8 protein-coding genes are annotated in these 12,952 nt (G+C 64.6%); 7 read left to right on the forward strand and 1 reads right to left on the reverse strand.

Annotated elements, in window-relative coordinates; all coding sequences use genetic code 11:
• Positions 1-99 precede the first annotated feature (99 nt).
• On the reverse strand, positions 100-2,040 hold the full coding sequence (locus ACZ5BO_RS32410) for a BCCT family transporter (protein WP_256245023.1): 1,941 nt from the start codon (positions 2,038-2,040) through the stop codon (positions 100-102).
• Between the two features lie 487 nt (positions 2,041-2,527).
• On the opposite strand from ACZ5BO_RS32410, the gene betI reads away from it, so the two are divergent.
• The 7 genes from betI to dbpA all read left to right on the forward strand — a co-directional run bounded on the left by betI (position 2,528) and on the right by dbpA (position 12,816).
• A complete protein-coding gene (gene betI / locus ACZ5BO_RS32415) occupies positions 2,528-3,121 on the forward strand; it encodes a transcriptional regulator BetI (RefSeq protein WP_025131144.1) in 594 nt (197 codons plus the stop codon).
• Positions 3,122-3,230: 109 nt separating this feature from the next.
• Positions 3,231-4,703, forward strand: a complete 1,473-nt coding sequence (betB, locus tag ACZ5BO_RS32420; protein ID WP_011063942.1) for a betaine-aldehyde dehydrogenase — start codon at positions 3,231-3,233, stop codon at positions 4,701-4,703.
• Positions 4,704-4,846: 143 nt separating this feature from the next.
• A complete protein-coding gene (gene betA / locus ACZ5BO_RS32425; RefSeq protein ID WP_464697483.1) occupies positions 4,847-6,550 on the forward strand; it encodes a choline dehydrogenase in 1,704 nt (567 codons plus the stop codon).
• Positions 6,551-6,908: 358 nt separating this feature from the next.
• On the forward strand, positions 6,909-8,351 hold the full coding sequence (locus ACZ5BO_RS32430) for a TldD/PmbA family protein (RefSeq protein WP_025131142.1): 1,443 nt from the start codon (positions 6,909-6,911) through the stop codon (positions 8,349-8,351).
• Positions 8,351-9,688 (forward strand): TldD/PmbA family protein, encoded by a 1,338-nt coding sequence (locus ACZ5BO_RS32435; RefSeq protein WP_025131141.1) that lies wholly within the window; start codon positions 8,351-8,353, stop codon positions 9,686-9,688. Before ACZ5BO_RS32430 ends, ACZ5BO_RS32435 begins: the two co-directional genes overlap by 1 nt.
• 118 nt (positions 9,689-9,806) lie before the next feature.
• Positions 9,807-11,237, forward strand: coding sequence for a multidrug transporter subunit MdtD (gene mdtD, locus ACZ5BO_RS32440; protein ID WP_025131140.1), 1,431 nt, complete (start codon positions 9,807-9,809; stop codon positions 11,235-11,237).
• 241 nt (positions 11,238-11,478) lie between these two features.
• Positions 11,479-12,816: an ATP-dependent RNA helicase DbpA gene (gene dbpA / locus ACZ5BO_RS32445; RefSeq protein ID WP_256245022.1), complete on the forward strand. Its 1,338-nt coding sequence runs from the start codon at positions 11,479-11,481 to the stop codon at positions 12,814-12,816.
• Positions 12,817-12,952: the final 136 nt, after the last annotated feature.

The raw sequence follows: 12,952 nt of genomic DNA on the forward strand, positions 1-12,952 counted from the left end.
GAGGCCCTGAAGCCTTGCAGCGCTTGAGGGCGCCGTCGCCGGCAAGCCGGCTCCTGCATCCGGTAGAGCCGCTCCAGCAGGAGCGGCCCGTGACTTCACTCAGCTATAGACACGGCCAAGGAGCTGCCGATGGCTTTCGAACTGATCGAGCACATCACGGGTGATCTGTTCCTGGGTGAAGCCCATCAAGTCGTATTCCTGGCTGCCGTTGTGCAGGTACACCTCGGCGCGGTAGTAGCGGGTGCGCTCTTCCTCGGCGTCGGCCGATTCGCTCGGCGTCGCCAGGTAGCCGTCCAGGCTCACTTCGTAGACGAAAGGGTTGCCCTCTTCCATCTCGATCCGCACGCCCATGCAGCGCTTGGACTTGCCGAGCAGGGTCTGCACGTCCAGGCCCTGGGCCCGCAGTTGCGCCGCCGCTTCTTCCAGCGCCGGAGTGACCTTTCGGTCCATGAAGCGCTGGACCACCGACTGAGTCGGTTGCAGGTCGAGGGCGGTCAGGCGTTCACTGAAACCACGACGTCCGCGTTCGGCCAACTGCGCCTGCTCCTGTTCGATCTGCACGTCCTGGCGCATGGCCTTGTGCAGGCCGAACATGAAGCACACCAGCACCACCGAGAACGGCAGCCCCGCCAGCACCACCATGGTCTGCATGGCTTCGAAGTTGCCGGCGAACAGCAGGCCGATGGTCACCAGGGTGATCACCACCGACCAGAAGATCCGCAGCCAGTGCGGGGCGTCTTCGTCGACGTTACCGCCCTTGCAGGACAGGTTGGCCATCATCACCGCGCCGGAGTCGGCCGGGGTCAGGAACAGCACGAAGCCGACGAAAATCGACACGCCGATCACGATCTTCGACGCCGGGTAATGCTCAAGCAACTGATAGATCGCCATGGACGGCTGTTCCAGCGCCGTCTTGCCCAGCTCCACCGCCCCATGGTTCATCACCAGGTCCAGGGCCGAGTTACCGAAGATCGACAGCCAGGCCAGGGTGAAGCCCAGGGGAATCAGCAGCACGCCGGCCACCAGTTCACGCACCGTGCGGCCGCGGGAAATCCGCGCAATGAACATGCCGACAAAAGGGGCCCAGGAAATCCACCAGGCCCAGTAGAACAGGGTCCACAGGCCCAGCCAGCGATCGGACTTGGCACTGTCGCCTTCATACACATAGAGGTCGAAGGTCTTGAGCACCACGCCGTTGAGGTAGTCACCGATGTTCTGCACGAAGCCGTTGAGCAGGTGCAGGGTCGGACCGAACAGCAGCACGAAGATCAGCAGGCCGCTGAACAGCACGATGTTCAGGTTGGACAGGCGGCGGATGCCGTTTTCCACACCGGACACCGCAGCGATGGTCGCTACCGTGCTCATGACGATGATCACGATCAGCAGGTTGGTGTTGCTGTGCTCCATGCCGAACAGGTTTTCCAGGCCGGAAGACACCTGCATCGAGCCGATCCCCAGGTTGGTCACCAGGCCCAGCAGGGTCACGAACATGCCGAAGCCGTCCACCGCGTGACCGGCCGCGCCCTTGACCCAACGCTCACCCACCAGCGGGTACAAGGCCGAACGCAGTGCCAGTGGCTGGTTATGCCGGTAGGCGAAATACGCCACCGCCAGGCCGACCAGGGCGTAGATCGCCCAGCCATGCAGGCCCCAGTGCAGGAACGTCAGTTGCACCGCCTGGCGTGCGGCCAGGTTGCTGCCGGCCACGCCTTCGGGTGGGTTGAAGTAGTGGTCCAGGGGCTCGGAGGCACCGAAGTACAGCAGCGAGATACCGATGCCGGAGGAGAACAGCATGCCCGCCCAGGCGCCGTAGCTGAAGTCCGGGGTGTCGTCCTTGCTGCCCAGCTTGAGCTTGCCGTAGGAGGAAAACGCCAGGCCCACCACAAACACCAGATAGGCGGCGATCACCACCATGTAGTACCAGCCGAAACTGCGGGACAGCCAGGCCTGGGCAATGCCCAGCATTCTGCCGGCCTCTTGCGGGGCGATGATCAGAATGGCGGTCAACAACAGGATCAACGCGGTCGAGGTGTAGAACACCCAACCGTTGACCCGCACCTTCTCCGGTGGGGTCTTTATAAGCGAGGCAGAACTCATTGCACAGATGCTCCAGGCAGTGCGAGAGAAGGACACAAGGCAACACGGCACCCGACCAATCGGTTAGTTGGCAGCCGATCGTCGGGTGTTATAAAGACACCCCGAAAAAACCCGAAACCGCAAAAGCCGCGTTGCGCACCCGCATCCAAGGTCGGTGACGAACCTGCAGTTCATCCCCTGGTCCCCAGAGCGTCCTGCCCCTTCAACACGTCCGTTCTCTTGCCGGTCCACGCCATGCCACATGTAGGTTTCGGGCTATTTCGGAGGTCGTTATTGCGCCGTCTACGAGGAGGAAGAACTCCTTCAGGCAGCGACGATTTGTCGCAGATCTTATTCTTTGTTGATTGAACGTTCAATCAAAACAAAATAGACTGGCCCACAAGTCGACAGGCGTATGACGCCCGTCGACGGGCCTAAGGAGAGGTAGCAGATGCCCAAGGTCGGTATGCAACCCATACGCCGCCAGCAATTGATCGAAGCCACGCTGCAAGCGGTCGATCAGGTCGGAATGGGGGACGCCAGCATTGCGCTGATCGCCCGTTTGGCCGGTGTCTCGAACGGCATCATCAGTCACTACTTTCAGGACAAGAATGGCCTGATCGCCGCCACCATGCGGTACCTGATGAACGCCTTGATAGAGAACGTCACCGAGCGCCGTCAGGCGCTGACAGATGACAGCCCGCGGGCCCATCTGCAGGTGATCATCGAAGGCAACTTCGACGCCAGCCAGGTCAATGGCCCGGCAATGAAAACCTGGCTGGCCTTCTGGGCCACCAGCATGCACCACCCGTCATTGCACAGGTTGCAGCGGATCAACGATCACCGCCTCTACTCCAACCTGTGCTGCCAGTTCCGCCGCGTTCTGCCTCTGGATGAAGCACGCAGCGCGGCCCGTGGTCTGGCAGCCCTGATCGACGGTTTGTGGTTGCGCGGTGCACTGTCGGGAGACGCTTTCGACACCGAGCAGGCGCAACAGATCGCTTACGAATACATGGATTTCCAACTGGCTAAGCAGGAGCGCTAGAGCACAACCAAAAACGCTCGGCCCCTGAACCGCCACTGATCAGCGCGCCCCGAACTTCCGGGCGCCTGCGGTGGTCAAGCCAACTACTTAATGCACTTGCGAGGACACTATGGCCCGTTTCGAACTGCAAAAACTCTACATCGACGGCGGCTACACCGACGCCGGCAGCGACGCCACTTTCGATGCCATCAACCCGGCCAACGGTGAAGTTCTCGCACAAGTGCAACGTGCCACCAAGGAAGACGTTGAACGTGCCGTGGTCAGCGCCGAGAAAGGCCAGAAGATCTGGGCCGCGATGACCGCCATGGAGCGTTCGCGCATCCTGCGTCGCGCCGTGGAGATCCTGCGCGAGCGCAACGACGAACTGGCCGCCCTGGAAACCCTGGACACCGGTAAAGCCTTCTCCGAAACCAAGTACGTGGACATCGTCACCGGCGCCGACGTGCTGGAATACTACGCAGGCCTGGTGCCAGCCATCGAAGGCGAGCAGATCCCGCTGCGCACCACCTCTTTCGTCTACACCCGTCGCGAGCCCCTGGGCGTAGTGGCCGGTATCGGTGCCTGGAACTACCCGATCCAGATCGCCCTGTGGAAATCCGCCCCGGCCCTGGCGGCCGGTAACGCGATGATCTTCAAGCCGAGCGAAGTGACCTCGCTGACCACCCTGAAACTGGCCGAGATCTACACCGAAGCCGGCCTGCCGGATGGCGTGTTCAACGTTCTGACCGGCAGCGGCCGCGAAGTCGGCACCTGGCTGACCGAGCACCCGCGCATCGAGAAAGTCTCCTTCACCGGCGGCACCGACACCGGCAAGAAGGTCATGGCCAGCGCTTCCAGCTCCTCGCTGAAAGACGTGACCATGGAACTGGGCGGCAAGTCGCCACTGATCATCTTCGACGACGCCGACCTGGATCGCGCCGCCGACACCGCGATGATGGCCAACTTCTACAGCTCCGGTCAGGTCTGCACCAACGGCACCCGGGTATTCGTACCGAGCCACCTGAAGGCCGCTTTCGAAGCCAAGATCGCCGAGCGCGTTGCGCGCATCCGCATCGGCAACCCGGAAGACGAAAACACCAACTTCGGTCCGCTGGTCAGCTTCCCGCACATGGAAAGCGTGCTGGGCTACATCGCCAAGGGTAAAGAAGAAGGTGCCCGCGTCCTGTGCGGCGGCGAGCGCCTGACCGACGGCGAATTCGCCAAGGGCGCCTTCGTGGCCCCGACCGTGTTCACCGATTGCACCGATGACATGACCATCGTCCGTGAAGAAATCTTCGGCCCGGTGATGGCCATCCTCACCTACGAGACCGAGGAAGAAGTCATCCGTCGCGCCAACGACACCGACTTCGGCCTGGCCGCCGGCCTGGTGACCAAGGACCTGAACCGCGCCCATCGCGTGATCCATCAACTGGAAGCCGGTATCTGCTGGATCAACGCCTGGGGCGAATCCGACGCCAAGATGCCGGTTGGCGGCTACAAGCAGTCGGGCGTGGGCCGTGAGAACGGCATCAGCTCGTTGAACAACTTCACCCGCATCAAGTCGGTGCAGGTCGAGCTGGGCGACTACGCCTCGGTGTTCTGAGCGGCGGTCAGCAGCTAGCTACACGCGGCAAGTACAGGCAACAGCCTTGCTTGCCGCCCGCTCCCCATTTCCTGCCAAGCCTGCTTCGCCGCTGTTTCTTGCCGCTTGAAGCTTGAGGCTTGCAGCTCCCCACGGAGGCTCCAATGGCCAAAGAATACGATTACATCATCATCGGTGCCGGCTCTGCCGGTAACACCCTGGCGACCCGCCTGACCGAAGACGCAGGCGTCACCGTCCTGCTGCTGGAAGCCGGCGGCCCGGACTACCGTTTCGACTTCCGCACCCAGATGCCCGCGGCACTGGCGTACCCACTGCAAGGCCGTCGCTACAACTGGGCCTATGAAACCGATGCCGAGCCACACATGGACGGCCGCCGGATGGAATGCGGGCGCGGCAAGGGCCTGGGCGGCTCGTCGCTGATCAACGGCATGTGCTACATCCGCGGCAACGCCATGGACTACGACGGCTGGGCCAAGCTGCCTGGCCTGGAAGACTGGACCTACCTGGATTGCCTGCCGTATTTCCGCAAGGCGGAAACCCGTGACATCGGCCCCAACGACTACCACGGCGGCGACGGTCCGGTCAGCGTGACCACACCCAAGGCCGGCAACAACCCGCTGTTCCACGCCATGGTCGAAGCCGGCGTGCAGGCCGGTTACCCGCGTACCGAAGACCTGAACGGCTACCAGCAGGAAGGCTTCGGTCCGATGGACCGTACCGTCACCCCTAAAGGCCGTCGCGCCAGCACCGCCCGCGGTTACCTGGACGTGGCCAAGCAGCGCTCGACCCTGACCATCGTCACCCACGCCCTGACCGACAAGATCCTCTTCGAAGGCAAGCGCGCCGTGGGCGTGAGCTACCTGCAAGGCAGCACCGAAGAGCGCGTGGAAGCCCGTGCGCGCAAGGAAGTCATCGTCAGCTCCGGCGCCATCGCCTCGCCGCAGTTGCTGCAACGTTCCGGCGTCGGCCCGGCCAAGCTCCTGGAAAGCCTGGACATCCCGGTGGTCCACGACCTGCCGGGTGTCGGCGAGAACCTTCAGGACCACCTGGAGCTGTACCTGCAGTACGCCTGTACCCAACCGGTATCGCTGTACCCATCGCTGCTGTGGTGGAACCAGCCGGCCATCGGTGCCGAATGGCTGTTCAAGGGCACCGGCATCGGTGCCAGCAACCAGTTCGAAGCCGGCGGTTTCATCCGTACCCGTCCGGAATTCGAGTGGCCGAACATCCAGTACCACTTCCTGCCGGTAGCGATTAACTACAACGGCAGCAACGGCGTGCAGGAACACGGCTTCCAGGCCCACATGGGCTCCATGCGCTCGCCGAGCCGTGGCCGTGTGCAGGTCAAGTCCAAGGATCCGCGCCAGCACCCGAGCATCCTCTTCAACTACATGGCCACCGAGCAGGACTGGCAGGAATTTCGCGACGGCATCCGCCTGACCCGGGAAATCATGCAGCAACCGGCCCTGGACGCCTACCGTGGTCGCGAGATCAGCCCGGGCATCGAAGTGCAGACCGACGAGCAGCTGGACAAATTCGTCCGCGAGCACGCCGAGACCGCGTTCCACCCATCCTGCTCGTGCAAGATGGGCACCGACGACATGGCCGTGGTAGATGGCCAGGGTCGCGTGCACGGCATGCAAGGCCTGCGTGTGGTGGATGCCTCGATCATGCCGATCATCACCACCGGCAACCTCAACGCGCCGACCATCATGATGGCCGAGAAAATCGCCGACAAGATCCGTGGCCGCCAGCCACTGCCACGCAGCAAGGCCGACTACTACGTTGCGGGCGAAGCCCCGGTACGTGGCAAGCCGATGCGTGAAGTAGGCCCGACCGCGCAGTAAACGATGTTGGCGCCGACCGCCTGGGTCGGCGCCACTTCCACCCTCGTCCCGCCCTTGCGGCACCACACTCCCCGCCCATGCCTCCCTCCCGGCCCCGGGCCTGGAACAGGCGCGAACGAAAATCTCCGGCTGTCGATCGACAACCATCAACCTCCCCGTCCCGCTCCTGCCTTCAGCACGCTCGGCCATCGCCTTGCGGCAAGGACTGCGTCCTTGATCGCAGCCTTGGGCAGCGGCTACAGTTCTGCAACTTGCACATCCCCTTTCGCCCCCGAGCCCATCAGCACCTATACCTGTAGGAGCCAGCTTGCTGGCGAAACGCGCCGGCCCGCTATCGAGCCTCACAAGGAGGTCCTCCATGTTCGACTTTCACCCCCAGCTCAAGCAGCGCTTCGCTGCCTTGCGCACGGGCGCCGAATTCTTTTCCCTGCGCTATGTGCGCGAGTCGGACCAGTACCTGTCGGTGCGCAAGAACGTTGCCGAACCACCCAGCCTGGGCCGTGACGAAGGCGCGATGCTGACCGTGCGGGTGCGGGGCGTGGAAGCCTACGCGGCCACCAACGACCTGTCGCAAAGCGGCCTGCAGGCAGCTCTCGATCGAGCCGAGCAGCAGGCCCGGGTGATTGCCGCCCACGCCCTACTGGACCTGCGCGAGCAGCCGGTGTCCAGTCATCGCGCGGACTACCTGTCGCCGAACCTGGAACAGCCCTTCCCGTCCTTGAGCGACTGCTACCAGTTGCTCGGCGATGAATCGGCCTCGGTGCCCAAGGACGAACGCCTGGTGAACTGGCAGGTGGGCATCGGCGTCACCCAGGTCGAACAGATCTACCTCAACAGTGCCGGTGCCGAGCTGCGCCAGGCCCAGCGCTTCGTCTATCCGGGCCTGGACGTGACCGCCTACGACGGCAGCGACAGCCAGACCCGCAGCCTGGGCCGGGAGAACTTCGGCCAGCAGGGCTCCGGTGACGTGATCAGCCGTTGCGGGCTGCTGGGGGCGGCGCCACGGGTGGCCGACCAGGCCCTGCAACTGCTGCTGGCCCCGAACACTCCGCAAGGCACCCGCGACCTGCTGCTGATGCCGGACCAGATGATGCTGCAGATCCACGAGTCCATCGGCCACCCTCTGGAGCTGGACCGGATCCTCGGCGACGAACGCAACTACGCCGGCACCAGCTTCGTCAAACAGCAGGACTTCGGCCGCCTGCAATATGGCTCGTCGCTGCTCAACGTGACCTTCGACCCGCAGATCCCCGAAGAGCTGGCCAGCTACAGCCATGACGACGACGGCAGCGCCGCCGACAAGCAGTTCCTGATTCGCGAAGGCCTGCTGGTACGCCCCCTGGGTGGCGCCCTGTCGCAGTACCGCAGCGGCCTGGACGGCGTGGCCAACAGCCGCGCCTGTGGCTGGAACCGCGCGCCCATCGACCGCATGGCCAACCTCAACATCGAGCCCGGCGACCAGCCCCTGGAACAGCTGATCGGCCAGATCGAGCACGGCATCCTGATGTCCACCAACCGCTCCTGGTCCATCGACGACGCGCGCAACAAGTTCCAGTTCGGCTGCGAGTGGGGGCAATTGATCGAAAACGGCGAACTCAAGGGCGTGGTGAAGAACCCCAACTACCGGGGCATTTCCGCGCAGTTCTGGCGCAACCTCAGCGCCGTGGGCGACCGCAGCACCTTCCAGGTGCTGGGTACACCGAACTGCGGCAAGGGTGAACCCAACCAGGTGATCCGCGTTGGCCATGCTTCGCCGGCCTGCGTGTTCAGCAAGATTGACGTATTTGGAGGAGACGCCTGATGACCAGGACGATAAATCAGGCCGATCAGTTCAAGGCCTTGGTGCAGTGGCTCGGCGATGCGCTCAAGGAGTCGGAGCAGTTCACCCTGGGTTACGCCGCCGAAGCCTCGGCGTTCATCCGCTTCAACCACGCCAAGGTGCGCCAGGCTGGCCAGGTGCAACAGGCCAGCCTGCATTTCAAGCTGATCGATGACGGCCGCCACGCCGACCTCAGTATCACCTTGAGCAACGATCCCGAGACGGACCGCCAGCGCCTGGCCGAAGGCTTGCAGCAACTGCGGGACACCCTGCCGCTGCTGCCGGCCGACCCGTACCTGATGCTCAACCACACGAGCTGGAAGACCCACCACGTGCAGGAGCAGCCGCTGCCCGGCAGCGAACAGGTGGTGGCGCAAATCGCCCAGGCCGCCGCCGGCCTGGACCTGGTGGGCATCTATGCCGCCGGCCCCATCAGTCGTGGCTTCGCCAGCTCTGCCGGGGCCTTTGGCTGGCACCAGGCCAACAGCTTCAATTTCGACTTCAGCCTGTTCCACGACAATGGCGAAGCGGTGAAGGCCAGCTACGCCGGTCACACCTGGAGCGACCAGGACTTCGCCCAGCGCTTCCAGCAGGCCCGTCAGCAACTGGAGTTCCTTGGCCGGCCGCTGCGGACCCTGGCCCCGGGAGAATATCGGGCGTACCTGGCCCCGGCGGCGCTGGAGGAAATCATGGGCATGCTGGCCTGGGGTGGCTTCTCGGCCCAGTCCATCGCCAGCAAGCACAGCCCGCTGCAGAAGCTCTACGCTGGCGATGCCCGCCTCAGCCCCCTGGTCAACCTGGACGAGCAGGTCAGCGGCTCCCTGAGCCCGGCGTTTTCCGATGAAGGCTACCCCCGCAGTGACCTCAAGCTGATCGCCGAGGGTGCTGCCAACGCCCAGTTGATCAACTCCCGCAGCGCCGCCGAGTATGGCCTCACCGCCAACGGCGCCGGCAGCGGCGAATACCCCAGCGCACTGAACATGGCCGCGGGCCAGTTGTCCCAGCAGCAGATCCTCAAGCAACTGGGCACTGGGCTGTACATCAGCAACCTGTGGTATCTGAACTACTCGGACCTGCCCGCCGCACGCCTGACCGGCATGACCCGCTTCGCCACCTTCTGGGTGGAGAACGGCGAGATCCAGGCCCCGGTGAGCACCATGCGTTTCGATGACAGCGTCTACAGCCTGCTGGGCTCGCAACTGGAGGCCCTGACCGAACAGCGCGAGCTGCTGCTGTCGGCCAGTACCTACGGCCAGCGCCAGACCGCTTCGATGCATCTGCCAGGGGCACTGGTCAGCCGCCTGACCCTGACCCTGTAGGAACTGCCCGCAAAGCTGTAGGAGCTGGCTTGCCAGCGAACGATGCAACGCCCCGGCCCGAATGCAGCGCGTCCTTCGCCGGCAAGCCGGCTCCTACCTGAACTGACATCGAGGTCCCATGCCCGCACGCCCGCCTCTCGACGCCACCACCGCCCGCTGGCTGCCCTGGGTGGTGGCCATCGCCTTCTTCATGCAGTCCCTGGACGGCACCATCCTCAATACGGCGCTGCCGGCCATGGCCCAGGACCTGGCGGAAAACCCGCTGCGCATGCAGGGGGTGATCATCGCCTACATGCTCACCGTGGCCCTGCTGATTCCCGCTTCGGGCTGGATCGCCGATCGCTTTGGCACCAAGAAGATCTTCTTCGGCGCCATCCTGCTGTTCAGCATCGGCTCCCTGCTCTGCGCCTTGTCCAACACCCTGACCCAACTGATTGGCGCCCGGGTGATCCAGGGCCTGGGCGGCGCGCTGATGCTGCCGGTGGGACGGCTGGTGGTGCTGCGGGCCTACCCGCGCTCGGAACTGGTGCGGATCATGGGCTTCATCACCATTCCCGGCCTGCTGGGGCCACTGATCGGCCCGACCATGGGCGGCTGGATGGTGCAGTACCTGACCTGGCACTGGATCTTCCTGATCAACCTGCCGGTGGGCGCCCTCGGCTGCTACGCGGTATGGCGCTTCATCCCCGACCTGCGGGGCAGCGAGCGCACGCGCTTCGATGGCCTGGGCTTCCTGCTGTTCGGCGCGGCGATGGTACTGATCACCATCGCCATGGAGGGCCTCGGCGAGCTGCACCTGCCCCACCTGCGGGTGATGCTGCTGCTGTTTGGCGGGCTGGCCTGCCTGGCGGCCTATTGGCTGCGGGCCGGGCATATCGACAACCCGCTGTTCGCCCCGTCGCTGTTCAAGGTGCGGACCTTCGCCGTGGGCATCCTCGGCAACCTGTTCGCCCGCCTGGGCAGTGGTGCCCTGCCATTCCTGGTGCCGCTGCTGCTGCAAGTCGCCCTGGGCTACTCACCGTCCCAGGCCGGGATGAGCATGCTGCCCCTGGCGGCCGCGGCGATGCTGGCCAAGTCCATTGCCCGGCCACTGATCGAACGCCTGGGCTACCGCATCGTGCTCACCGGCAACACCCTGGCCCTGGGCATCATGCTGGCCAGCATGGGCCTGGTCAGCGAACAGACGCCCTACCCGCTGCTGCTGGGCATGCTGGCGGTGCTGGGGGCGATCAACTCGCTGCAGTTCACGGCCATGAACACCGTGACCCTGATCGACCTCGACGATGCCGCCGCCAGCAGCGGCAACAGCCTGCTGTCGGTGGTGGCGCAACTGTCCCTGAGCCTCGGGGTGGCCTGCGCCGGTGCGCTGCTGGGCGGCTTTACCGCCGAAGTCGGCAACGATGGCGTGGACACCGTGCTCGGCGCCTTCCAACTGACCTTCCTCACGGTAGGGATCATGGCGATGCTGGCGGCGGCAATCTTCCTCCAGCTGTCGCCCACCGATGGCCGCCGCGCACGCAAGCTCGAGGAGCAGCACATCGAGCATTGACCCGCACATCCCCTCCGTAGGAGCCGGCTTGCCGGCGAAGAGGCCCCGAGCCCCGCGCCAACCTCGCGGCCGCCTTCGCTGGCAAGCCAGTTCCTACCCGGAACCGCCCCTGCGCGGCTGCTCGTCCAGAATTTGCAGGTTGTGGCAGCGGGACTGATACACTGCGCGACATTTTGTTTTGCAGGCCAGTCCCGTGACCACCATCGCCACCGCTTTTAATACTTTGCCCCTGTCTCCCGCCATGCTGGCTAACCTCGACTCCCTCGGTTATGCCCAGATGACGCCGATCCAGGCGCAGAGCTTGCCGGTGATCCTCAAGGGCATGGACCTGATCGCCCAGGCCAAGACCGGCAGCGGCAAGACCGCGGCCTTCGGCATCGGCCTGCTGAACCCGATCAACCCGCGCTACTTCGGCTGCCAGGCCCTGGTGATCTGCCCGACCCGCGAGCTGGCCGACCAGGTGGCCAAGGAAGTGCGCCGGCTGGCCCGCGCCGAAGACAACATCAAGGTCCTGACCCTGTGCGGCGGCGTGTCCTTCGGCCCGCAGATCGCCTCCCTGGAGCACGGTGCGCACATTATCGTCGGCACCCCGGGACGCATCTCCCAGCACCTGCGCAAGGGCTCGCTGAAACTCGACGGCCTCAACACCCTGGTACTCGACGAAGCCGACCGCATGCTCGACATGGGCTTCTACGACCCGATCGAGGAAATCATCGCCTACACCCCGGAGCGTCGGCAGACCCTGCTGTTCTCCGCCACCTACCCGGTGGGCATCAAGCAACTGGCGTCGAAGTTCATGCGCGATCCGCAGCAGGTCAAGGCCGAAGCCCTGCACGCCGACAGCCAGATCGAACAGCGCTTCTACGAAATTTCCCCGGAAGAACGCATGGACGCGGTGGTCAAGGTGCTCAACCACTTCCGCCCTCAGTCCTGCGTGGCCTTCTGCTTCACCAAGCAGCAGGTGCAGGAAACCGTCGACCACCTGACCGCCAAGGGCATGTCCGCCGTGGGCCTGCACGGTGACCTGGAACAGCGCGACCGCGACCAGGTGCTGGCGATGTTCGCCAACCGCAGCACCTCGGTGCTGGTGGCCACTGACGTCGCCGCCCGCGGCCTGGACATCGACGCCCTGGACATGGTGATCAACGTCGAACTGGCACGGGACTCGGAAATCCATATTCACCGCGTCGGCCGTACCGGTCGTGCCGGCGAGAAAGGCGTGGCCATCAGCCTGGTATCGCCGTCCGAAGCTCACCGCGCCCAGGCCATCGAGCAACTGCAGAAAGCCCCGCTGAACTGGGAACAGATCGACAGCCTGAAAAGCCAGGGCGGCGGCCCGCTGCTGCCAGCCATGAGCACCCTGTGCATTGGCGCCGGGCGCAAGGACAAAGTGCGTCCAGGAGACATCCTCGGCGCCCTGACCGGCGAAGCCGGCATTCCCGGCACCCAGGTCGGCAAGATCGCGATCTTCGACTTCCAGGCCTACGTGGCCGTGGACCGCAGCATCGCCAAGCAGGCCCTGCAGCGCCTCAACAGCGGCAAGATCAAGGGCCGTTCGCTGCGCGTGCGGATTCTCTGACCCCGCGCCAGCAGCACTCGGGCGGCGCTCCACGCGCCGCCAAACACCCATAACCCGGTCCGCGCCACGGACCGCGGCGCGGCCTTCGCTGGCAAGCCAGCTCCTACGGCAGGCGCCTGTCGTGAGTTTTGTGAGA

It is taken from the genome of Pseudomonas sp. FFPRI_1 (genome assembly GCF_055384485.1).

Excerpts from the sequence above, each read along its gene's own strand:
- ACZ5BO_RS32430 (WP_025131142.1), top strand. The coding sequence starts at position 6,909 with ATGTTCGACTTTCACCCCCAGCTCAAGCAGCGCTTCGCTGCCTTGCGC.
- betB (WP_011063942.1), top strand. The coding sequence starts at position 3,231 with ATGGCCCGTTTCGAACTGCAAAAACTCTACATCGACGGCGGCTACACC.
- betA (WP_464697483.1), top strand. The coding sequence starts at position 4,847 with ATGGCCAAAGAATACGATTACATCATCATCGGTGCCGGCTCTGCCGGT.
- mdtD (WP_025131140.1), top strand. The coding sequence starts at position 9,807 with ATGCCCGCACGCCCGCCTCTCGACGCCACCACCGCCCGCTGGCTGCCC.
- betI (WP_025131144.1), top strand. The coding sequence starts at position 2,528 with ATGCCCAAGGTCGGTATGCAACCCATACGCCGCCAGCAATTGATCGAA.
- ACZ5BO_RS32435 (WP_025131141.1), top strand. The coding sequence starts at position 8,351 with ATGACCAGGACGATAAATCAGGCCGATCAGTTCAAGGCCTTGGTGCAG.
- dbpA (WP_256245022.1), top strand. The coding sequence starts at position 11,479 with ATGCTGGCTAACCTCGACTCCCTCGGTTATGCCCAGATGACGCCGATC.